The organism is Bacteroides sp. 1_1_30 (assembly GCF_020982715.1).
GTDB lineage: Bacteria > Bacteroidota > Bacteroidia > Bacteroidales > Bacteroidaceae > Bacteroides > Bacteroides xylanisolvens.
On the sequence record NZ_JAJKHN010000032.1, the window covers coordinates 36,845 to 60,760 of the forward strand.

The 23,916-nt window shown below is 39.7% G+C and carries 18 protein-coding genes; 14 read left to right on the top strand and 4 right to left on the bottom strand.

Annotated features, from left to right (window positions below; translation table 11 throughout):
* Window positions 1-53 precede the first annotated feature (53 nt).
* The gene (locus LPH68_RS11445; protein WP_151922899.1) at window positions 54-893 is read left to right on the top strand and encodes a histidinol-phosphatase; all 840 of its coding nucleotides are present in this window, start codon (window positions 54-56) and stop codon (window positions 891-893) included.
* A 99-nt stretch (window positions 894-992) separates the two neighbouring features.
* On the opposite strand, the gene LPH68_RS11450 is transcribed toward LPH68_RS11445, so the two are convergent.
* Window positions 993-2,228, bottom strand: coding sequence for a fucose isomerase (locus LPH68_RS11450; protein ID WP_151922900.1), 1,236 nt, complete (start codon window positions 2,226-2,228; stop codon window positions 993-995).
* Between the two features lie 181 nt (window positions 2,229-2,409).
* Between LPH68_RS11450 and LPH68_RS11455 the strand changes: the two genes are divergently transcribed.
* From LPH68_RS11455 to rimI, 4 genes are all read left to right on the top strand, one after another.
* A complete protein-coding gene (locus LPH68_RS11455) occupies window positions 2,410-3,609 on the top strand; it encodes a pyridoxal phosphate-dependent aminotransferase (RefSeq protein WP_007757808.1) in 1,200 nt (399 codons plus the stop codon).
* A 123-nt stretch (window positions 3,610-3,732) separates the two neighbouring features.
* A complete protein-coding gene (locus tag LPH68_RS11460; protein ID WP_165861930.1) occupies window positions 3,733-4,977 on the top strand; it encodes an ABC transporter permease in 1,245 nt (414 codons plus the stop codon).
* A 130-nt stretch (window positions 4,978-5,107) separates the two neighbouring features.
* Window positions 5,108-6,574, top strand: a complete 1,467-nt coding sequence (locus tag LPH68_RS11465) for a RimK family protein (RefSeq protein WP_004314832.1) — start codon at window positions 5,108-5,110, stop codon at window positions 6,572-6,574.
* Window positions 6,574-7,032 (top strand): ribosomal protein S18-alanine N-acetyltransferase, encoded by a 459-nt coding sequence (rimI, locus tag LPH68_RS11470; protein WP_004314831.1) that lies wholly within the window; start codon window positions 6,574-6,576, stop codon window positions 7,030-7,032. The genes LPH68_RS11465 and rimI overlap by 1 nt, the downstream gene beginning before the upstream one ends.
* A 2-nt stretch (window positions 7,033-7,034) precedes the next feature.
* Here rimI and LPH68_RS11475 read toward each other — a convergent pair whose 3' ends face one another.
* From LPH68_RS11475 to LPH68_RS11485, 3 genes are all read right to left on the bottom strand, one after another.
* Window positions 7,035-8,207, bottom strand: a complete 1,173-nt coding sequence (locus tag LPH68_RS11475) for a glycosyltransferase (RefSeq protein ID WP_004314830.1) — start codon at window positions 8,205-8,207, stop codon at window positions 7,035-7,037.
* A 56-nt stretch (window positions 8,208-8,263) separates the two neighbouring features.
* On the bottom strand, window positions 8,264-9,289 hold the full coding sequence (locus tag LPH68_RS11480) for an AI-2E family transporter (RefSeq protein WP_008025686.1): 1,026 nt from the start codon (window positions 9,287-9,289) through the stop codon (window positions 8,264-8,266).
* Between the two features lie 300 nt (window positions 9,290-9,589).
* Window positions 9,590-10,216, bottom strand: coding sequence for a hypothetical protein (locus LPH68_RS11485; RefSeq protein ID WP_004314827.1), 627 nt, complete (start codon window positions 10,214-10,216; stop codon window positions 9,590-9,592).
* Window positions 10,217-10,630: 414 nt separating this feature from the next.
* On the opposite strand from LPH68_RS11485, the gene LPH68_RS11490 reads away from it, so the two are divergent.
* The 9 genes from LPH68_RS11490 to LPH68_RS11530 all read left to right on the top strand — a co-directional run bounded on the left by LPH68_RS11490 (window position 10,631) and on the right by LPH68_RS11530 (window position 23,912).
* Window positions 10,631-11,383: a FadR/GntR family transcriptional regulator gene (locus tag LPH68_RS11490; RefSeq protein ID WP_004314826.1), complete on the top strand. Its 753-nt coding sequence runs from the start codon at window positions 10,631-10,633 to the stop codon at window positions 11,381-11,383.
* 47 nt (window positions 11,384-11,430) lie between these two features.
* Window positions 11,431-12,447, top strand: coding sequence for a hypothetical protein (locus LPH68_RS11495; protein WP_151922902.1), 1,017 nt, complete (start codon window positions 11,431-11,433; stop codon window positions 12,445-12,447).
* 36 nt (window positions 12,448-12,483) lie between these two features.
* Window positions 12,484-13,395: a dihydrodipicolinate synthase family protein gene (locus LPH68_RS11500; RefSeq protein ID WP_008644728.1), complete on the top strand. Its 912-nt coding sequence runs from the start codon at window positions 12,484-12,486 to the stop codon at window positions 13,393-13,395.
* Window positions 13,396-13,511: 116 nt separating this feature from the next.
* A complete protein-coding gene (locus LPH68_RS11505; RefSeq protein ID WP_151922903.1) occupies window positions 13,512-15,152 on the top strand; it encodes a sialidase family protein in 1,641 nt (546 codons plus the stop codon).
* Between the two features lie 6 nt (window positions 15,153-15,158).
* The gene (locus LPH68_RS11510) at window positions 15,159-16,391 is read left to right on the top strand and encodes an MFS transporter (protein WP_134993080.1); all 1,233 of its coding nucleotides are present in this window, start codon (window positions 15,159-15,161) and stop codon (window positions 16,389-16,391) included.
* 25 nt (window positions 16,392-16,416) lie between these two features.
* Window positions 16,417-19,701 carry a TonB-dependent receptor gene (locus LPH68_RS11515; protein ID WP_008025673.1) on the top strand — a complete coding sequence of 1,095 codons (3,285 nt, stop codon included), beginning with the start codon at window positions 16,417-16,419 and terminating at the stop codon, window positions 19,699-19,701.
* 19 nt (window positions 19,702-19,720) lie between these two features.
* Window positions 19,721-21,175, top strand: a complete 1,455-nt coding sequence (locus LPH68_RS11520) for a RagB/SusD family nutrient uptake outer membrane protein (RefSeq protein ID WP_008025671.1) — start codon at window positions 19,721-19,723, stop codon at window positions 21,173-21,175.
* Window positions 21,162-22,322 carry an exo-alpha-sialidase gene (locus LPH68_RS11525; protein WP_004314819.1) on the top strand — a complete coding sequence of 387 codons (1,161 nt, stop codon included), beginning with the start codon at window positions 21,162-21,164 and terminating at the stop codon, window positions 22,320-22,322. Before LPH68_RS11520 ends, LPH68_RS11525 begins: the two co-directional genes overlap by 14 nt.
* Before the next feature lie 18 nt (window positions 22,323-22,340).
* Window positions 22,341-23,912, top strand: coding sequence for a PKD domain-containing protein (locus LPH68_RS11530; RefSeq protein WP_004314818.1), 1,572 nt, complete (start codon window positions 22,341-22,343; stop codon window positions 23,910-23,912).
* The last annotated feature ends 4 nt before the right edge of the window (window positions 23,913-23,916 follow it).

Below are 23,916 nucleotides of genomic sequence, written 5' to 3' on the forward strand. Positions count from 1 at the left end.
TCTGATAATGATAATAACTTTGATAATATATCCCGGACAACATATAACCTTGTATGACAAACCTAACCAATTATCATAGCCACTGTCTGTATTGTGACGGACGCGCCAATATGGAAGATTTTATTCGTTTTGCTATCAGTGAAGGATTTACTTCCTATGGCATTTCTTCCCATGCTCCACTGCCGTTTTCTACTGCATGGACGATGGAGTGGGATAGAATGGATGATTACCTTTCCGAATTTTCCCGTCTGAAGAAGAAATATGCAGATAAAATAGAGCTTGCCATTGGTCTTGAAATAGATTACCTGAACGAAGAAAGCAACCCTTCTTTACCCTGTTTTCAAAAACTACCACTTGACTACCGGATAGGTTCCGTACATATGTTGTACTCTCCGGAAGGAAAAATCGTAGATATTGATACTCCGGCAGATCTTTTCCGTCAATTGGTAGACAAGCACTTCGATGGTGACTTGGATTCTGTTGTCCACCTTTACTATAAGAACCTGCTTCGTATGGTAGAATTGGGAGGATTTGATATTGTCGGTCATGCTGACAAGATGCATTATAATGCTTCCTGTTATCGTCCGGGATTATTGGATGAACCGTGGTATGATGCATTGGTTCGCAAATATTTCACCGCTATTGCCGAATATGGCTATATCGTTGAAATAAACACTAAATCTTATCACGATTTAGGAACATTCTATCCCAATAAACGATATTTCTCTTTCCTGAAAGAGTTAGGTATCAGAGTACAGGTGAACAGTGATGCGCATTATCCGGAACGGATTAATAATGGACGTGCCGAGGCATTGGCTGCTTTGAAGAAGGCAGGCTTTACTTCAGTTGCAGAGTGGCATAACGGAAAATGGGAAGAAAGAAAAATTGAATAAAGAAATAGAATTTAGTCAATCTCCAAAGTGCCTCCTTAATAAACTGATAATTTATTTTGTTTATTAAGGAGGCGCTTTCTTTAAGGATGTTTTGAGATGTTATTCAGTTCTTTTGCAAGCATTCGCCTGGAAAAACTCGTTCAATGTATCTTCATAGTTACCATGAAGCATAATATGATGATTTCCCAAAGGATTCTTCAGAAAATACTCGGTTGGAGTATTCATGCGAATGCGTACTTGCGTGCGGCACATATTAATATAATTGGTATTTTCAGTCAATGTTCCAGTAGATAAGTAATATTCGTCCAGACATTCACCGCCGCATTTTATAATCGTTACGTCTCCTGTTGGAAGTAACCCTTGTATGGCAATTCCTTTTTCTGTTTCAAAATGATTGCGGATAATGTATCTCTCCGTTTGTTTGAGTCCTACGGTGCAGTGTGCCAATATCAGTTCGTTTGTACGGGAATTAATCATGGAAGGATTTGCCATAAATCCATCCTTGCCCGTAAGCGCTTTCACTGCTAATAGCGTAAATACAGATTGAAGATCGCCTTCGCAACCTGCTATTATCCCGTCATCATTCAATAAAGATAATGCCACGCATCCGGTAGTGTCGATTTGTTCAATTAATTTAAAGCAGCTCAATGTCAGTGCTTCCAGATTTTCTTCCTGACATACCTTTTTTATCGCCCGGTACAGCCGCATGGATTTGATTAAATCTTCGGGAGTTCCTTCGCGACAGGCAAGAGCTTGCGATGCTACAGCTGCACATGATGCTCCGACTTGCTCATCCGTTATTTGTTGAAATTGTTCATAAATCCGTTCCAATGGAATATCTACATATTCAATTCCCCAACGACGTTTTGCCAACAGGTAGTCTACGTTACTGGCAACTAACCAGGAAGAAGGAGTTCCGATGACTCCGATACGTTTGCCGAATAAGGAACGTTGTGCACGGAAATTATTATAAAGTGTATGAATACGCAGGATGATAGCAGGTAATTCGCCATGTAGTATTTCGCTCTTCATTCCACGTCCCCGTAGCCATGTGGATATTTCCAATGCGGCAGCAAGAGAGTTCTGCATGCCGTCTGCCAGTAAAATGGCAGGGCGGGGGAGGTTTTCGAATTGCTGTATGACCAGTCTTTCCACCCCACCGGTAGCGATAAAAATAATTTTGAAATCATCACTACTAAGCTTGTCCATATCTTGATAATCAACGAGCTTTACGGTATAATATTTTTCAATTTCGCTTAAAATAGCTTCGTGTGAGCTACGTAGCGAGACTTGTTTGTGAAGGATTGAAGCAAATGAGATAAGGTGTATGGTCATTATGATATTGTTTTAAGTTTTCCGTATGACAAATGTATAGCTTTCTTTTCAAATTACCATAACGATTTTAACCTTGCTAAGGTTTTTAAAGTTTTTATGTCTCTGTATTCAAATTATTGCGTACATTTGCAGCTCCAAGTAGAAAAAGTAAATAGTAATTAAGTAATTTGTAGTTAAAATTATGCCAACCATATCCATTCGCGGAAACGAGATGCCTGCATCTCCTATCAGAAAGCTGGCTCCTTTGGCAGACGCTGCCAAGCAACGTGGAGTCCATGTGTTTCACCTGAACATCGGACAGCCTGATCTGCCCACTCCTCAGGCCGCGATTGACGCGATACGCAATATTGACCGGAAGGTATTGGAGTATAGTCCAAGTGCCGGTTATCGTAGCTATCGCGAGAAATTAGTAGGATATTATGCGAAATTCAATATCAACCTTACAGCAGACGATATAATCATTACATCAGGAGGTTCGGAAGCCGTACTTTTTTCCTTCCTTTCCTGCCTGAATCCGGGAGATGAAATAATCGTTCCGGAACCGGCTTATGCTAACTATATGGCATTTGCAATCTCTGCCGGAGCAAAGATCCGCACCATTGCTACGACCATTGAAGAGGGCTTTTCCCTTCCGAAAGTAGAGAAGTTTGAAGAACTGATTAATGAGCGTACCAAAGCGATTCTTATTTGTAATCCCAACAATCCTACCGGTTATTTGTATACCCGTCGTGAAATGAATCAGATTCGTGACCTTGTAAAGAAGTACGATTTGTTCCTTTTCTCCGATGAAGTATATCGTGAATTTATATATACCGGTTCTCCTTATATCTCTGCCTGCCATTTGGAAGGTATTGAGAATAATGTGGTATTAATTGACTCCGTATCCAAACGTTATTCAGAATGTGGTATTCGTATTGGTGCGTTGATAACCAAAAACAAGGAGATACGCGATGCTGTCATGAAGTTCTGCCAGGCTCGTTTGAGTCCTCCATTGATCGGACAGATTGCTGCAGAGGCCTCTTTGGATGCTCCGGAAGAGTATTCTCGTGAAACGTATGATGAATATGTAGAACGTCGTAAATGCTTGATTGACGGTTTGAACCGTATTCCCGGTGTTTATTCACCCATCCCGATGGGCGCTTTCTATACAGTAGCGAAACTCCCGGTAGATGATTCCGACAAGTTCTGTGCATGGTGCCTCTCTGATTTTGAATATGAAGGTCAGACGGTATTCATGGCTCCGGCTTCCGGTTTCTATACCACTCCGGGTTCCGGCATTAATGAAGTTCGTATTGCTTACGTATTGAAGAAAGAAGATTTAACCCGTGCGCTTTTTGTCTTGCAGAAGGCCTTGGAAGCATATCCGGGAAGAACAGAATGAAATTTAAGTATTAAGTATTAGGTATTAAGTATTAACCGTAGCTTCTTGTGTGTTTGCTCGTGTGTATAACTGCCTAATACTTTATGTCTAATACTTAATACTTTATACTTAATACTTAACCCAATGTCTCTATCACTTTTCATAGCTCGACGTATCTATCGTGAAAGCGATGGCGGAAAGCAGGTGTCACGTCCTGCGGTCCTCATTGCCATGGCGGGTATTGCTATTGGCTTGGCTGTGATGATTATTGCGGTGGCGGTAGTTATCGGGTTTAAAAGTGAGGTGAGAAATAAAGTCATAGGATTCGGGTCACATATTCAGATAACTAATCTGGATGCCGTCAGTTCTTACGAAACTCATCCGATTGTGGTAGGAGACAGTATGATGACTGCTCTTGCTGATTATCCGGAGATAAGCCATGTGCAGCGTTTCTCTACCAAACCGGGTATGATTAAGACCGATGACGCTTTTCAGGGAATGGTGTTAAAAGGGGTAGGTCCGGAGTTCGACCCCCATTTTATAAAAGAGTATTTGGTAGAAGGGGAGATTCCTGTTTTCAGTGATTCTGTATCTACCAATCAAGTGCTTATCTCGAAAGCGTTGGCAACTAAAATGAAGTTGAAACTGGGAGATAAGATATATACCTATTATATACAGGATGATATTCGCGCTCGTCGCCTGACGATTGCCGGAATTTATCAGACGAACTTCTCCGAATACGACAACCTCTTTTTACTGACGGATCTTAATCTGGTGAATCGCTTGAACGGTTGGCAACCGGAACAGGTGACCGGTGTGGAATTACAGGTGAAAGATTATGATAAACTGGAAGATATAACCTATGAGATCGCAACTGATATTGACAACAGGCAAGATGACCTGGGAGGTGTGTATTATGTGCGTAACATCGAACAACTGAATCCTCAAATCTTTGCCTGGCTTGATTTATTGGATTTGAACGTATGGGTGATTCTGATTTTGATGATAGGAGTTGCCGGCTTCACCATGATTTCCGGTTTACTGATTATTATCATCGAACGCACCAATATGATTGGGATTTTAAAAGCATTAGGAGCCAATAATTTCACGATTCGCAGAACCTTTCTTTGGTTTGCAGTCTTTCTGATTGGCAAAGGTATGCTATGGGGCAATGCTATTGGTTTGGCATTCTGTATTCTTCAATCTCAATTCGGACTCTTCAAACTTGATCCGGAGACTTATTACGTAGATACTGTCCCGGTATCTTTTAATGTTTTACTTTTTATCTTGATTAATTTGGGTACTTTGTTTGCTTCTGTATTGATGTTGATTGGTCCTTCATTTTTGATTACCAAGATCAATCCGGCAAGCTCCATGAGATACGAATAATCCTCTTTTTATCTACCCGTTTTCTACTGCATAAATAATTTAGTCTGTTGCGTGATGTGGAGTGAATAATATGTCTATATTTGCGCCCAATTTACTTAATATCCTCTTGTAGGTTTAATTTTTAACCATTATGAATAATGTGTTAATCCTGTTGGATAATCTGGATGACTGGAAACCGTATTACGAGACAAGTAGTGTCCTGACTGTTTCCGACTATCTGAAAAACAAGCCGGTAGAAAAAGACCGGAAGTTAGTTATTAATCTTAGCGATGATTACAGTTATAACTCTGAAGGGTATTACTGTTCATTGTTAGCCCAAACGAGAGGACAGAAAGTCATTCCGGATGTTGATATAATCAACAAGTTGGAGACCGGGACGGGTGTTCGGATGGATCGTAGTCTGCAAGCCCTCTGTTACCAGTGGATACAGAAGAACAATGTCAAAGACGACATTTGGTATCTGAACATTTACTTTGGCAAATGTAGAGAGAAAGGTCTGGAGCGGATTGCACGATTTATTTTTGAGAATTACCCTTGCCCATTATTGAGGGTGGCTTTGAATACTCATCCCAGAAATCAGATCGAAAGTATTCAATTTCTTCCTCTGAATCGGCTCAATGATGAAGAGCAGGATTTCTTTGCCAACACATTGGATAACTTTAATAAGAAAATATGGCGTGCGCCTAAGTCGGCGAAAGCTTCCCGTTATAGTTTAGCTGTATTGGTTGATCCACAGGAAAAATTTCCGCCCAGCAACAAAGGTGCCTTGCATAAATTGGCAGAAGTTGCCAAGAAGATGAATATTCATGTGGAAATGATTACGGAAGATGACGCCATCCGTTTGCTCGAATTTGATGCCTTGTTCATTCGTACTACAACATCATTGAATCATTATACATTCCATTTGTCGCAATTGGCTGCACAAAACGGAATGGCCGTTATTGACGATCCGCTTTCCATCATCCGGTGTACGAACAAAGTATACCTGAAAGAACTTTTTGAAAAGGAAAAAATTTCTGCTCCTAAGTCAACGCTGATTTTTCAGTCAAACGATCATTCGTTTGAGCAGATCAGCGAACAGGTGGGGGCTCCTTTTATTCTGAAGATACCGGATGGGTCTTATTCCATTGGCATGAAAAAGGTTTCGAATGAGGAAGAACTGCAAGCAAGTCTGAAGATGCTTTTTGAGAAGTCGGCTATCTTACTGGCGCAGGCATTTACTCCTACGGAGTTTGACTGGCGTGTCGGCCTGTTGAATGGGGTACCGCTGTATGCCTGCAAATATTATATGGCAAAAGGACATTGGCAAATTTACTGCCACTATGATTCGGGCAGAAGTCGTTGCGGACTGGTAGATACGATTCCTATTTATCAGGTACCTCGGGTAGTGTTGGATACAGCCGTTAAAGCTGCGAATCTGATCGGAAAGGGATTGTATGGAGTCGACCTGAAAATGGTAGATGATAAAGCCTATGTTATTGAGATCAATGATAATCCGAGTATCGACCATGGGCTGGAAGATGCCATTATCGGTGATGAAATGTATTACCGGTTACTGAATCATTTTGAACAGGCCTTGGAGGCGAAACATTATTGATGATGGAGACGGGTTTATTTGTTCGTAAAGCACAGCAAAGTGATATTCCTGCTATTTTGGAAATAGAATGGGAATGTTTTCGGGAAGATAGCTTTTCGAAAGAACAGTTTGCTTATCTGATAAGCCGCTCGAAAGGAACTTTCTATGTAATGATGGAAGGGGATAGGGTAATCGCTTATGTCTCCTTATTATTCCATGGTGGAACTCATTATTTAAGGATATATTCGATAGCTGTCCATCCGGATTTCAGAGGGAAAGGATTGGGACAAGCATTGATGGACCAAACGATTCGGACAGCTAACGAATGTAAGGCTGCTAAAATTACTTTGGAAGTGAAGGTGACGAACGCTGCCGCTATTGCGCTATATATGAAAAATGGCTTTATTCCGGCAGGAATAAAGCCATGCTATTATCATGATGGTTCGGATGCTATTTATATGCAACGGTTGATTCCATGAATTCATCTTCTCATGAAATCTCCTTTTCCTCGAAAGAATCGGCAAATCTTGAAATTCAGCGACTGTATAGGTTGGAGAAGGTCGAATAGCGGTAATGAGAAATAGTATTTCCGGTTTCCTCCCATTTCTTTGGCTGTTTGGTTAATAACGACAATTTGCATGATGAAGCGTAGTAACCAGATTAACAGTGCGATGCCTGCGACTAACCAATGAGAATTGAGGACGCCGGATGCGATGCCTGCTATACAGGAAACATAGAATAACAGACGGGAGAAAGTCTCAAATCCCAAAAGGTATCGTTGTATTCCCTGATAATATCTTGCGGTCGCCATATAGCTTATTTTTTCCTCTTTCCATTCTTTGTATCGGTACACAGGATTTATCCGTGTGGTGGCGTTGATGTCTGTTTCGACGCGGGTATTTGAAGGAGTTGCCAACTGGTTGATGAATAGGTCATCCTCTCCACGTTGCAGGTTCAGGTATTTGGAGAATCCTTTCTGTTGGAAAAACAACTCTTTCCGGTAAGCTAAGTTACGTCCGATACCCATATATGGTTTTCCGGCTAAAGCGAATCCCAGATAACGCAAGGATTGGAAGAGGGTATCAAATGCGGTACGTTTGTGCAACCATCCTTTTGTACGGTCATAGCCGCTATATCCCAATACGATTTGAGTCTGCGGAGTAAAGTTGCGTGCCATTAACTTTAACCATTGGTTACTTGCCGGCATACAGTTTGTTTCTGTAAATACCAGCCAATCATGTTTACTGGCTTTAATGCCTAATGTCAGGGCCAGTTTTTTATGACTGATATAGCGTGCGCTTTCAGGGGTAAAACTATGGTAAAGATGAGGATATTTTTCTTCCATCATTCCCAGTATATCCTCGGTTTCATCTGTGGAAGCATCGTTGATGACAATCACCTCGAATTGCGGATAATCCTGTTCCAGAATGGCTGGCAGGATTTTACGCAGGTTTTCAGCCTCATTGCGTGCGCAGAGAATTACGGAAAGTGGAGGCAGTTCTCGTGAAAAATGTACCTCTTCTTTGCGTACAGCCTTATTATGGGCATGTATCCGATTGTACAGGCCAAAATAATAGATGAGCTGAATGATAAAAAGAATACCTGCCGCTGATAAAAGAATCAGTTCGACAGTATTGAATGTAAATGTTTCCATCAAATTTTAGTGTCGTTTTTACAACGGCAAAAGTACACAATTTTTCGGTAGTTCCGTCATCTCGACGGGAGGTTATTTCGTAAGTCCAGATATTCTTTTTTAAACATATCTACAAAAAGAAAGAATAGCGAAAGCAATAACGGGCCGAAGATCACTCCCATGAACCCAAATAACGGCAGACCGATGACTACTCCGAAAATGGTGATAAGCGGATGTGTATCTGCCATTTTCTTTTGGAGAATAAACCGGATCAGGTTATCTGACTGTGATACGACGATGGCTCCATAAGCAGCAATTCCGATGGCATTAAACCAGTCTCCGCTTATGGCAAGGTAAGCGGCTACGGGAAACCATACCAGTGCGGTGCCTACCATCGGAATAATGGTTGCAAAGCAGGTCAGAAATCCCAGCATCAATATGTTGGGTGCTCCGAAAAGGAGATAACCGATCATGGCTACTCCTCCCTGAATGATAGCCAGCAAGGGAATACCGATGGCATTGGAACGAACAATCATATTGATTTCGTGGATCACTTCTTGAGTATTGGTCTCGTTAAATGGCAGAATATCGTTGACGTATGCTTCCATTTTTTTCCCTCCGATCAACATGAAATAAAGTACAAAGATCATGACGAACAGGTTGATGGCGAGACTGCTGATACTCTCCATTATGATTTGTCCGATACGGGGAAGTATGGAGACAATGAATGTCAATGTATCTTTTCCTAATACATCATATCCTGTTTTCTCTTTGATAAATTCGGCTACTTGTTGGATCGGTGCGATATACGTTTGTGGGTCCAGATTGATATCTTGTAGTTTATTTACTACCATCCAGACGGTCAGTCCCAAAGGAATAAGGAAGACAAAAATAGTTTCTGCGGTAATCAGTAAAGCACTTAGGCTACGTTTTAGCTTTCGTTTTTCTACCAGATATCTCATCTGTCCGCGTACAAGAATATAAATAGTGAGTGCTCCCAATAATCCTCCCAGGAATGGAGTGATTTGTCGGAAGATGATGATCCCCATAAATAGGATGATGACGATGAGGGAATATTTCCAGTATTGTTCTTTGGTGCTCATATCATGTGAAATTCGTTTATATAATGAACAATTAAGGTATAGGAAAGGTTTGTTTTATGGTGAGATAACGAAATGAAAACAGTTTGGTTTCATTGAGCGGATATTCGTTAATATCCAATTGATTTATGTTAAATGTTAACGGATTGGTTGTTTCTATTAAACCATGTTATAAGATACACTGCTTTGACCTGAAAATTTGGAGATAACCGAAAAGCTCGTATCTTTGTAGTGTGTTTTTCATAGTATTAGATTTAAGGTTAACAAAGATTGGCTGTCTGGGATAGATAGCCTTTTTTTATGTTATATATTCTGCTCTGTTTGACTATCCTCTTGGTTTTTCACAAAAAGCATTTGATTCCCACGTCCCACTTTACAGATTATGCCTTCTTTGGCAAACCGCTTTAAATCCTCTAATGCTTTATTTTTCAGTCGTCCGGTCAGTTCGGTATATGTGGTGCGTGTGATGAATCCATATCGGTTGACGTGTTCAAGTAGTCTTCTTTTCAGTTCTTCGTCATCCAGTTGGCTTGAAGCTTGGAAAAATAGTTTTTGAGCCCGTTCCAGTTTACCCGTTGCTTTCTTCTTGAATGTTTTGGAAGCAAGGAAATTCACTCCGTTGAATTGAATGGAAGGTGAACGCAGGTCTTTTTTATCTTTCACTAGTCGGGATTTTATCTTTCCGGAAAAATAACCGAACTCACCTACTTCTACCCGGTAGCCTTGTCCTATGTATTCTCCCACGAGGTCTACAAGTTCCATCAGTGTACCTTCTACCACTCCCGGCTTGTATCCGGTGCGGGCAACGAGTTGTTTCAATAGTTGTTTGGTGTTGATAGTGCCGTTAAATACAATGCTGGGGTACAACACATCCTTTTCTCCCTCTTTTGTAGTGAGAGCCGGTTTCTTCTTAAAGTCGTAATATGCCATTATTCTGATAATTAAATATATTCTCTGTATTCTTTATTGTTTTTTACTGTAGCTTTTATGAAACTGCTTAGTATAATTTTGCTCGTCCTGTTATAGGGTGTCTATTGTCCTGTTATAAAAAACTATTTGTTTTCCTATAAGAAAATAATTGTTTTGTTGTAAGGGGATAATGAAAATTATGCAGTAAAGGTATTTGTTTTATGTGAGGCGGACAAGTAATTGATGCAATGTTTGGGAATAATCTTCTAATGTGTTGAACAAGTGAACGTTTCTTGTCCTGTGCCGAAAATTATGTTTTTCAGCATAAGTGAGTGTTTTTCTATACTAATATTATTGTATTCTAAAAAAAATCCCTTAATATTGCATTTGTATTATTTATCAGACAAATAATACAAATCATAAAATTCTAATAATATGAAGATAGAAATTAATCAAACAACATTAATCGATCAGGTGGAAGACAGTCTGCTTACTTACTTTAAAAAGAATGACTTAAGGCGTGGAGATTCAATTCCCAATGAGAATAATCTGGCTGCAGAATTAGGAGTTGCAAGGAGTGTTGTCAGAGAAGCATTGAGTCGTTTGAAAATGATGGGGCTGATTCATGCACGTCCTCGCAAAGGAATGGTTCTGACCGAACCTTCTATTTTAGGAGGGATGAAAAGAGTGATAGATCCTCGTGTTTTGAGTGAAGAAACTATTTTAGATCTGTTAGATTTCAGAATTGCACTTGAAATAGGAATATCAAGCGATATTTTCCGTAAGATAACTCCTAAAGACATCGAAGAATTAAGCGAGATAGTGAAAATGGGAATTGTTTTTGAGAATAATGAATACGCATTAATCAGTGAATCGGCTTTTCATACGAAACTATATAAAATCACTGGAAATAAAATAATATCCGAATTTCAGGAAATCATTCACCCTATACTTGTCTATGTGAAAGAAAAATTCAAAGATTATTTGAAACCTATAAATATAGAAATGAGTAAAAGTGGTAAAATAGCTACTCATGCTGATTTGCTGGATTTTATAAAAAAAGGGGATGAAAAAGGATACCGGGATGCCATCGAAAGACATTTTGAGGTTTATAAGATTTTCAAGGTCAATCGGAGTCAGGAGTTGATGGCAGAAAAAGAAAGTAGTGAAAAGGTAGAAGGGATATGAAAAGACTACATTTCATCATTTTATGTTTATCCTTAATAATATTGTTTATGAATACATCTTGTTTGAGAAAAAAGGAAAAGAGGATAGAGGTGCAATGGGAAAACTCATTGCTGCTTCCAGGATGCGCCGGCATGCCGGAGAACGTCGGATTAGCAGGTGCATATTCCGGGATAGTGGAAGGAAAGTTGCTTGTGCTGGGCGGAGCTAACTTTCCTGACAAGTATCCTTGGGAAGGAGGAACGAAAACTTGGTGGTCTACTTTATATAGCTATGATTTACAAACGGGAAAATGGACTGTTTATGATGATTTTCTCGATCGCCCGCTTGCTTATGGAGTTTCAATAAGTCTGCCGGAAGGATTGTTGTGTATTGGAGGGTGTGATCGTACGCAGTGTAGTGATAACGTTTTCCTGATAAAGAAAGAAGAAGATTCATTTGTGATAGACTCTGTCAGTTATCCATCTTTGCCGGTTCCGTTGGCGAATGCAACGGGAGCAATGGGTGATAACTGTATTTATATTGCTGGGGGGCAAGAGACTATGGTAAATGAACAGTCGACTCATCATTTTTACATGCTTGATTTGATGCATAAAGAAAGAGGATGGCAAGAAATGCCGGATTGGAATGGTCCTTCTCTTTCCTATGCAGTAGGTGTGGCTCAAGGGGAACGATTTTATCTTTTCAGCGGAAGAAGTTATGCTCCGGATGAGGCGATGGTAGAACATACGGAGGGGTACGTATTTGAGCCAGGCGTTGGAAAATGGAGTAAAATGATCGGTTCTTTTCCTGTAATGGCGGGGACTGGTATACCATACGGGGAGGATAAGATTCTGCTATTTGGGGGAGTGGAAGAGATTCTTCCTACATCTTCCGAGCATCCGGGATTCAGCCGTAAGTTACGATTAGTCAGTACAAGTACGAATTCTCTGGTAGATTCGCTCGAATGTCCTTATCGCATTCCGGTTACTACGAATGTTGTTTCTGTCGGAAATCAGGTATTCATCGTAAGTGGTGAGGTACAGCCGGGAATACGGACGCCATTTATTCTGAAGGGAAGTTTCTAGAAATAAAATGAAATATCAAATCTAATTAAATGCATTATGAACAATTATGAAAGACTGGAAGGGATGGTTGCGGCCACCTTCACCCCAATGGATGAAAATGGGGATGTAAATTTATCTGTTATTGAAAAATATGCTGATTGGATCGCATCAACTCCTATTAAAGGGGTGTTTGTGTGCGGTACGACCGGTGAATTCTCTTCGCTGACGATTGATGAACGTAAATTAATTCTTGAAAAATGGGTTGCTTCGGCTGGTAAGCGGTTCAAAGTGATTGCCCATGTAGGTTCAAACTGTCAGCGGAGTGCTATGGAACTGGCATGTCATGCGGAAAAAGCAGGAGCCGATGCCATTGCTTCAATAGCTCCGTCTTTTTTCAAGCCGGGAACGGTAGATGAGTTGATCGATTTTTTTGCTCCGGTTTGCAGGTCTGCCAGTGGACTGCCTTTCTATTACTATAATATGCCGTCGATCACAGGGGTTAATTTGCCGGTAGATAGATTTTTGGTAGAGGGTAAGAAGAAAATACCAAACTTGGTAGGTACTAAATTTACTCATAATAACCTGATGGAGATGGGGGCTTGCATCGATTTGGAGCAGCATAAGTTTGAAGTTCTGCATGGCTTTGACGAGATTCTGATTGCAGGTTTATCAATGGGAGCTGTGGCAGGCGTAGGAAGTACATATAATTATATTCCCAATGTTTACCATGCCATTTTTGAATCAATGAAGCAAAATGATGTGGAAACAGCACGTGTCTGGCAAATGAAATCTATACGTACAGTGGAAGTTATCATTAAATATGGTGGAGGCGTACGTGGAGGTAAAGCTATCATGAAATTAATAGGTATTGATTGTGGCAGTTGTCGTTTACCGATAAAACCTTTTTCAGTTGAGGAGTATGACAAATTAAAAGGTGATTTAGATGCAATAAATTTCTTCGATTTTTAGATATAAAAAGAGGAGATGACAGTAAAAGTATATTGCTGGGGTTTAGCTATTTTACTTTCTGTCATTCCCCTCAAATCTAGTTAAATGCGTTCAAAATTACCTAAAATAAAAATACTATGAAAGTAAGAAGGGAAATATTAATCATATTTTCAATGATTTTATTATTGGTATTGCCAGCCACGTCTTTGGGTAAAGAAATAAAATGGGTGCTGGAACGACCGGTAATTCCTGTGTTGGTGAAGAAATCGGCAAGTCCTGTATTAAAGGTTACTCTAATCAGGGCAGACAATCAACCTTACGCCATTCAGCAAATAGATTTAGATTTATTAGGGAGTACAGATGTGGCAGATGTTGTTTCTGTTGCTATATATGGTACACAAGAAAATGGACTGATAGATACATCCCGTTTGCTATATAAAGCGCTTCCCGCTGCACGTAAAATATCATTTACTGATAAAGTACAGGTAAATCAGGATTCTTTGTCTTTTTGGGTAGCCGTGACGTTGAAAGATACGGTTTCATTGGATCATTGTATTCAGCTTAACTGTAACCGGATTAAAACGACTAAAGGCAATCTGAAAATCTCGGAAAAAGGAAGTAAACCTTTGCGGGTAGGAGTAGCGGTACGGCAGAAAGGACAGGATGGGTGTGTTTCGTCACGTATTCCGGGATTGGCTACTAGCAATCAAGGAACTTTGTTAGCCATTTTTGATGCCCGTTATGACTACTCTCGTGATTTGCAAGGAAATATAGACATTGCTCTTCATCGGAGTACAGATCAGGGATTGACCTGGCAACCTGTTCAGACTGTATTAGATATGGGAGAATGGGGCGGCTTGCCGCAGAAATACAATGGAGTGAGCGATGCTTGTATTCTAGTCGATAAAAATACAGGTGACATTTATGTAGCCGGATTGTGGATGCATGGCCTGCTGGATAAAGATGGCAAGTGGATAGAAGGATTGAATGAAAGTAGCACGGTCTGGACACACCAGTGGAAAGGAAAAGGCTCCCAACCCGGAACAGGACTAAAAGAAACCTGCCAGTTTATGATAGCGAAAAGTACGGATGACGGTCTTAGCTGGAGTTTTCCGGATAATATAACCGCAAAGACGAAGCATCCTGAATGGTGGCTGTTTGCACCGGCACCGGGACAAGGGATTACGTTGAAGGATGGTACGTTGGTATTTCCCACACAAGGACGTGATGAAAAGGGACTTCCTTTCTCAAATATTACGTATAGTAAAGATCACGGAAAGACGTGGGTGACCAGCAACTCTGCATATCAGGATGTAACGGAATGTAGTGTCGTACAATTGAATGATGGTGCCCTGATGTTGAACATGCGCGACAACCGGAACAGAGGACATAAAGAGGTGAACGGTCGGAGAATTTGTACGACTACCGATTTGGGAGCGAGTTGGAAGGAACATCCTACTTCAAGAAAGGCACTGGTGGAACCTACCTGTATGGCAAGCCTGCACCGACATGAATATATAGAAGAAGGAAAAAAGAAAAGCATGCTTCTCTTTGTAAATCCGAATGATTATGGGAAAAGGGATAAACTGACTTTGAAAGTGAGTTTTGATGATGGAATGACCTGGCCGAAGGAACATTGGATTCTTTTCGACCAATATCGCAGTGCCGGATATTCCTGCATTACGTCCATAGATGAAAATTCAATAGGCATATTATATGAGAGCAGTCAGTCGGATTTAGCTTTTATAAAAATCGATTTAACGGAGATTTTAAAGTAAACAGGCATGAATAATAAAACTTCAAATATATATCCCTGGGTAGTAGTCGGACTATTGTGGGGTGTTGCTTTGCTGAATTATATGGACAGGCAAATGCTTTCCACTATGCGAATTCCGATGATGGAGGATGTCCGGGAATTGGAATCGGCTGCCAATTTTGGTCGTTTGATGGCTGTCTTCCTGTGGGTATACGGACTGATGAGTCCTTTGTCGGGTATCATCGGTGACCGTGTGAACCGTAAATGGTTGATTGTAGGTAGTCTGTGTGTATGGTCGGGAGTTACTTATCTGATGGGCTATGCCACCACTTTCAATCAACTCTATTGGTTGCGTGGGATTATGGGAGTTAGTGAAGCACTGTATTTACCTGCTGCTTTGTCTCTGATTGCCGATTTTCACAAAGATAAAACTCGTTCGCTGGCTGTGGGAATACATATGACGGGATTATATGTAGGACAGGCTATCGGTGGGTTCGGAGCTACTTTTGCAGCAATCTATTCCTGGCATACCACGTTTCATTGGTTTGGCATTATAGGTGTAGGTTATGGTATTATTCTGGCATTTTTCCTACGTGATAAAGAGAGAGGAAATGTCTCGGAGAATCAGAAGATGAAAAAGATTCCGGTATTGAAGAGCTTGGGAATGTTATTCTCTAATGTCTTCTTCTGGGTTATCTTATTTTATTTCTGTGTGCCGGGTACTCCGGGATGGGCGGCAAAGAATTGGTTACCAACTCTTTTTTCTGATAGCTTGTCTATTGATATTTCAGTAGCAGGTCCTATGTCTACCATTTCTATAGCCTTATCTTCACTCTTCGGAGTATTGGCAGGTGGATACATCTCGGATCAATGGGTATTAAAAAATGTACGTGGAAGAGTTTATACTGGTGCGTTGGGTTTGGGGCTTATCATACCTTCCCTGCTGTTTATCGGATATGGTCATTCTATTTTTGCATTGGTCATGGGAGCGGTGTTATTCGGAATAGGTTTTGGTATGTTTGATGCAAATAATATGCCTATTCTTTGTCAGTTTGTATCTGCACGTTACAGGGCAACCGCTTATGGTATTATGAATATGTGTGGTGTATTTGCCGGAGCTGCTATTACGAGCCTTTTAGGCGAATCAATGGATGCCGGACACCTGGGACGTGATTTTGCACTGCTTGCTATATTGGTACTGGCTATGCTGGTTATTCTGGTCACTTGTCTGCGACCTAAAACAATTGATATGAAAGATTAATTTTCAAATTTTAATTTTATATTTTATGAAAAACTCAATAAAGCATACGAATAAAATATTATCGGTGTTATTTGCTTTTTTATTTATTTCCCTAAATATTCAAGCAGATGATATCAGTTCTAAAGAAATTAAAGTCTCTGGTATAGTACAGGATCAAACTGGGGTAGAATTGCCCGGAGTTTCAATTTCTGTAAAAGGAATAGATAAAGGTACCATTACCAATGCGTCCGGTGAATTCTCAATAATGGTTTCTCCTGACGCTACTCTTATTGTTTCTTTTGTAGGAATGGAAACAAAAGAAATTGCAGTCAAAGGGCGTAGAAATATTGTTATTGTTTTGAAAGAGAGTTCTGTATTGCTTGATGAAGTTGTAGCTATAGGCTATGGAAAACAATCAAGGGCATTAATAACCAATTCTATTTCTAAGATAAATAAGGAAGAATTCCAGAAGGCACCCGGACAGAATCCATTATTACAGTTACAAGGAAAAGTGCCTGGTCTGTCTTTACAGATTTCTAGTGGGCAGCCTGGAGCTGATCCTCAATTATTTATTCGTGGAGGAAGTTCAACTTCGCCGGAAAGTGATACGCCTTTAATAATTATTGATGGTATAATATCACAAGGTTTTAGAAATATATCAGATATGAATCCGGCAGATATAGAATCTATAGAGGTCTTGAAAGATGCTGCTTCTACTGCTATCTATGGTTCCAGAGCAGCCAATGGTATTATTCTTGTCAAGACTAAATCCGGTCAGAAAGGGAAACCTGTTGTGAGTCTGCGATACACATACGGAGTGGAACAACAACCTCAGCGAATCCCATTATTGAATGCACGGGATTATATAACATTATCTCGTTCGAATATTGCCAAATTTAATCAGGCAGACTTAACTTATAATGGAAAAGAAGATCAGGCTAAATTTTTGAGCGGTTCATTTGGTATGTCAACCGGAAATCCTAGAAACTCAAAGAATACGCTTGAGTTTTTGGATGTTTATCTTCAAAAGTATGGTCAAGGTTATGTCAGTAACTTGTTGGAAAACGAAGGATGGCAGACAATGGCAGATCCTGTTACAGGTAAACAACTTATTTTTCAGGATAATGACTTTCAGAAAGCCACCTTTACAACTGGGCAGAAGCATGAAATAGATTTGAGCATTAGTGGAGGGACGGAAGCTATTAACTATTATGTAGGATTAAGATATTTGAATCAGGATGGTATTCTTCGAGGTACGAATTATAAGAATTACAGCGTTTTGTTTAATGGAAACTATAAATTGAGTGAAGCATGGAGTCTGTCTACTAAAGCTAGTTTGCAGGTGAGAGATGCTGTAGGAGGTGGAAATACAGTTAATACTATATCACGAAGCATATTGACTCCACCAACTTACCGCTTGTATTATGAAGATGGAACTCCGGCTCCGGGTGAAGGAATTTCTTCTTTCAGAAGCAGATTGCATGAAATTTATTATAAGACTAACTATGATGATACCAATGTATATAGGACAACTTTCCAATTAGGTGCAATTTGGAATATTCTGCCTGGCTTGATATTAAAGCCTACAGCCTATTATTTCGGTACGGAAGGTATAGAAAATTATTTTCAGGCAGATAATGAAACAACCGGAAATACAATTCGTCCGGCTTCTGCCAAACATAATTTTGACAGGCATTTGCAGGGAGATTTAGTGCTTTCGTATGATAAGAAAGTGAAAGATCATAATATTGGAGTCGTAGCAGGTGCCAGCTATACTCATGATTATAGTTATAGGCTTTCTGCAAGTGGCAGTGGTTCTTCCATAGATTTAATTCCGACATTAAATGCAACGGCAGATAGTACTCAGCGGGCAAGTTCGACTAAAACAATGGAAGCCACTTTGAGTTATTTCGGACGTGTAAATTATGATTATAATGGCAAATATCTTTTCTCCATCAGTATGCGTGCCGATGGTTCTTCGCGATTTGCGGAAGATAATAAATGGGGATTTTTCCCGGGAGTATCTGCTGGGTGGAATATGCATCGGGAAAACTTCTATAAACCATTGGAAGCTATCGTTAGTCGTTGGAAATGGCGTGCTAGTTGGGGGCGCACAGGTAACAACAATTTGAGTGTGGCTAATTCGAGAGGAGAATATAAGATTACAGATACCAACTATCAGGGCTCTGTCGGCATATTAAATACAACATTGAAAAATTCGCAGTTGCGCTGGGAAACAACAGAATCCTATGACATCGGGGTTGATTTGGGCTTTTTCAATAATAGATTAGGACTGTTAATTGACTATTACAACAAACTGACATTTGACAGATTGTATGATGAACCTTTATGGAGTTCTACCGGATTTAGTTCCATTAAGAGTAACTATGGATCTGTTAGAAACTCCGGAGTAGAGATTGAGTTGAATGCTACTCCTATTCAAACTAAAGATTTCTCATGGGATTTAGGGTTGACATTTGCTTATAACAAAGGAGTGGTAGTAGACTTACCGGATAATGGAGAAGAAAAGCATCGTGTAGGAGGAAACTTTGTTTATGATCCTGCAACTGGAGGGACAAAAAAAGTGGGTGGTATTGCCGAAGGTGAGAGATTTGGCGGAAGATGGGCTTTTCATTACTTGGGAACATATCAGACTGAAGAAGAAGCGGCCAAGGCACCTAATGACCCGAACGCACAAGGAAGAAAGAAACATGCGGGAGATGCAATATTTGAAGATGTAAATAATGATGGACAATTGGACTCTAAAGACATGATTTTCATGGGATATGTTCGTCCCGATAAAGTCGGAGGAATTATTAATACATTGAAATACAAAGGACTAACCGTGCGAATCGTTATGGACTGGGCTATGGGGCATGTAATAGACAATGGCTTCAAAGGACAGATAATGGGTAGCTCACGTAATAATAATAATGCCATCAAAGAGGCAATGACCAATTCTTGGCAGAGTGCGAATGATGGAAGCAAATATCCTAAATATACTGTTCAGAGTGACTATGATTATCAATATAGAAATCATATGAGATGGGATAATCAGATCGGAAGCTCTGCAAGTGGTAGTACTAATAATAGCTTGTATTTTAGCAAGGGAGATTACCTGGCATTCAGGGAAGTGTCTTTAAGTTATATGTTGCCATTATCTTGGATTAGAAAGATGAGACTCAGTGCTGTGGAAGTTTTTGCAGGAGCGTATAATATTGGTTATATAAAAAAATATGATGGCATGTTCCCTGAAATATATACTGGTGTTGACTATGGTATTTATCCGAGACCCAGACAATATAACATGGGAGTAAAAATTAATTTCTAATTAAATAAGACTCATAATTATGAAACAATTTAAATCAATACTATTAGGCATTTCTTTATTCTTGTTACATTCGTGTAACTTACTGGATGTAGATACTGTTTCAAGCATTACCGGAGATGGATACTGGAATACAAAAGGCGATGTAGAAAGTTATATGATCGGTATTTATACCAAATTGCGCGATACATCGAATTCTACTCTTCATTTTGAAGACAGAGGAGATGCCTTTACAACAGGGCTGGAAGGTGGCCCTTCTAATTTATGGGCGCAAAACCTCACATCGCAAAATGGTTATAGCTGGTCGAGCTATTACTCTGTAATACAACATTGTAATATGTTACTGAAGTATACTCCCGGAATAGATTTTGGTGTAGAGGCTGATAAAAACAGATTATTGGCAGAGGCGTATTGTATCAGAGGGTATATGTATTTCTGTATTGCCCGGATATGGGGGGATGCCCCTTTGGAACTGGAACCGACAGAAAGTTCAAATAAGCCTAAGTTAGCAAGAGAACCCGCGGAGGAAGTTTTGGCACGTGCTCTAAGTGATGTAAATACGGCAATTGATCTTTTTCCGGAAGAAAGTTATGCAAATGGAAAAGGAAGGGCATCGAAGCCGGCATGCTATGCATTGAAAGCCGATATTTTGCTATGGAAAGCAAAAGTGATGAATGGATCGGAACAAGATTTGAAAGATGTCATAACTTATGCGGATTTGGCAAGTAAAGGACTTTCACTGGAAGATAACTTTGCAGATATTTATGGAACTAAATATGGGAAAGAAGTGATATGGACTATCCATTTCGAAATTTATGAAAAGGAAGCTCAGTATAGTCAGAGTCTGAAGCCAAGAGATGTTTTTGTAGAAAAGGCGGTCAATAAGGATGAAATTCCTTATGCTAAAGGAGGAGCTCGCAGCACTTATGCACCAAGTCCGTTTTTGATAGGTCTTTTTAATGCTAATCCGGCAGATATCAGAACCAAAGACTCTTATATCACTGCAAAGGATGCGGACGGAAATGAAATAGGGACTTTTGATAATAAGATGAAGGGAACAAAAACAGAAGGAGATCGTACCTATGACTCAGATATAGTTATATATCGGCTTGCAGAGATGTATTTATTTAAAGCAGAAGCCTATGCGGCGTTAAATCAAACGCCACAGGCTATTATTGAACTGAATAGAGTCAGAGATCGTGCCAAGATTGGAACTTATAGTGGAAGTACCAATAAAATAGCAGTGGAGAAAGAAATTCTGAACGAGCGTGCAAGAGAGTTATATCTTGAGAGGAAAAGATGGCCCGATCTTCTTAGATTTCATTATGGTGGAACGATTGATGTTTATCAGGAGGTCCCGAACTTAAAGAAAAAAGTCGATGATAATATTATCATTCCATTATATCTTGCAATCCCATTGAGCGATATAAATATCAATCCTAATTTAAAACAAACTCAAGGATATGAAAACCTATAAGATTATTACATGCGTATTTCTTTTTACAAGTATGTTTACACAGGCTTGTCAAAAAGATGATGAGACACAAGGAAACCCAACTCCTGTTCCACCGGAAGAAGAAGTGCCTTCGTCCGAATTCAACTATATTTATAATCAAGGGACGGATGGTTTTGAACTCTATCGAATACCTGCTATTGTTAAAAGTAAAAGCAATACTTTATTAGCTTTTGCTGAAGCTAGAAAAGCTCGAAGTAATGGAGATAGCGGAGATATAGATCTTGTAGTCAAACGTTCGTCGGATAATGGAAAAACATGGAGTAAACAGATTACGATATGGAATGATGGACAAAACACTTGTGGAAATCCCGTGCCTATTGTTGACGACAGAGGTAGAATACATCTGCTTATGACTTGGAATTTCCAGACTGATAAATGGGGGGCAATAACCAATGGTACCGGAGAAGACAGCCGACGTCCGTACTATACATATTCTGATGATGACGGCATTACTTGGGCGCAACCAGTTGAAATAACTTCTTCTGTAAAAAAAGAAAAATGGGATTGGTATGCTACCGGTCCGTGCCATGGTATTCAGATTCAAAAGGGAATACATAAAGGAAGATTAGTTGCTCCAAACTATTTTACAACTCGGGAGAGTGGAAAGGTCACGAGTTATTCTCATATCATTTATTCTGATGATTACGGAAAAACATGGAAACCAGGAGAACCTACTCCTGTCGGTGGTGTTGGAGAATGTTCTGTAGCCGAGATAGGAGAGGGAACGTTAATGTTGAATATGAGAGCAGATGAAGGCTTTTATCGGAAAAGTTGTACTAGCATAGATGGAGGACTTACTTGGTCTTCACCTCAAATTAGCATTGATCAAATAGACTGTAAGTGTCAGGGTAGTATATTATCAATAGGAGGAGCTGTTTTTCTTTCGAATGCTGCTTCCGCTACGGAACGTATTAATATGACTATCAAAAAAAGTACGGATAATGGGAAAAACTGGAAGGGACAATATACAGTTTATGAAGGTAACTCTGGTTACTCTGATATAGTTGAGCTCTCTGATTCACAGATTGCTATTATCTATGAGGGAGGAGAAAAACGATATACGGATGGGCTGGCATTTAAAGTTGTTAGCATAAAATCAATACAATGAATTTAATACATTACTGATATGAAAAGAAAAACTATATATTTATTACAGTGTATTGTTGTGATATTGTTATTGGCTTGTTCTGAAGATGATTTGCAGTCCTTGCAAGCTGCTTTCGAATCAGATCTTCAGGAAGTCACAATCGGAGAAAGTATTACTTTCAAAGACATATCTACTGGTGAACCTTCTAAATGGAATTGGCGGTTCGAAGGTGGAGAACCAGAAACCTCAATCTTATTTAGTCCTAATGTTGTATATAATAAGCCTGGAGTTTATTCGGTTACCTTGTCTGTCGGACGCGGAGAAGAAGCAAACGAAATGGTGAAGGAACAATATATTACTGTTAACTATCCGTCGCAGATAACTGTTGACTTCTCTGCAGATAAAACTACTGCTACAAATGAAGATGTTATTTCTTTTAAAGATTTGTCCAAAGGCTATCCGAATGAGTGGTTATGGAGTTTCACACCTAAAGAAGGTGGAGCAGTTATCACTTCAACAGAACAAAATCCACAAATGACACTTTCTCCGGGAATCTATACTATTAAATTGACAGCTAAGAATCCCAAAGCGTCTTCGGACAAAGTAAGAGAGGATTATATTACTGTTATTGATAAAAATGCGATTGCCGCTGATTTTGGTGCACAATGCCGGAATACTTATGCCGGGGGATATATTAACTTCTTGGATAAGACATTAGGAACGGTTGAAGAATGGGAATGGACATTTGAAGGAGGTACTCCAGCCAGTTCTGTAGAACAAAATCCTGTAGTGCAATATAATAATCCAGGAAAATACAAAGTGACGTTGAAAGCTAAAAACTCAGTAAATAGCTCTACGAAAGAGAAAGAAGGTTATGTATATGTTGTTTCTGCAGAAAAGTTAGTATTGTATTTGCCATTCGATGGTGATAATAAAGATGCAGGTCCAAATCAATTGAATCCTGAGGAACTTACGGCAGGAGCTGGTTCCAGTGTATATAATTCTCAGGCGCGCTTTTCCGGAGAAAGTGCTGAATGTCGATTTGCAGCACACTTCCAAGGCGACAAGCAAAATTATTCAATTTTGTCTATTCCTGAAGAAGGATTGAAGAATCATTATACGGATAGTGAATTTACAGTTGCATTTTGGGTGAAGGTTTCAAATATGACAGCTAAGAATGCAGTCTTTCATCAAGGTGTGGGACCTGGTGCTACTTATACCGATCCTGTGCCCAGACAAAGTTGGTTTAGACTTGATACCAGTGGTAAAACTGTTGTTTTCTGTGTAGAATACAAGGGAAAAGCAGGAAACTGGGCTGAATATGAAGGTAAACGAATGGATGACGGTGAGTGGCATCACTATGTATGTATTTATAAGAAAGTGGATGGAAAAAGAGATAGTTATTTGTATATAGATGGGCAGAAAGTTATTGAAAAGAAAGGGGTTGTTGACAAGGTGGTAGATAATTGGCCATACTATATTGGTTGTAACTATCGATTTACTAATGGAGAATTTGCACCTGAGAACTTCTTGAATGGTTATCTGGATGATTTTATTTTGTATAACAGAATATTGTCAGAAGAAGAAATACAAGATTTATACAATAACTAAAAAC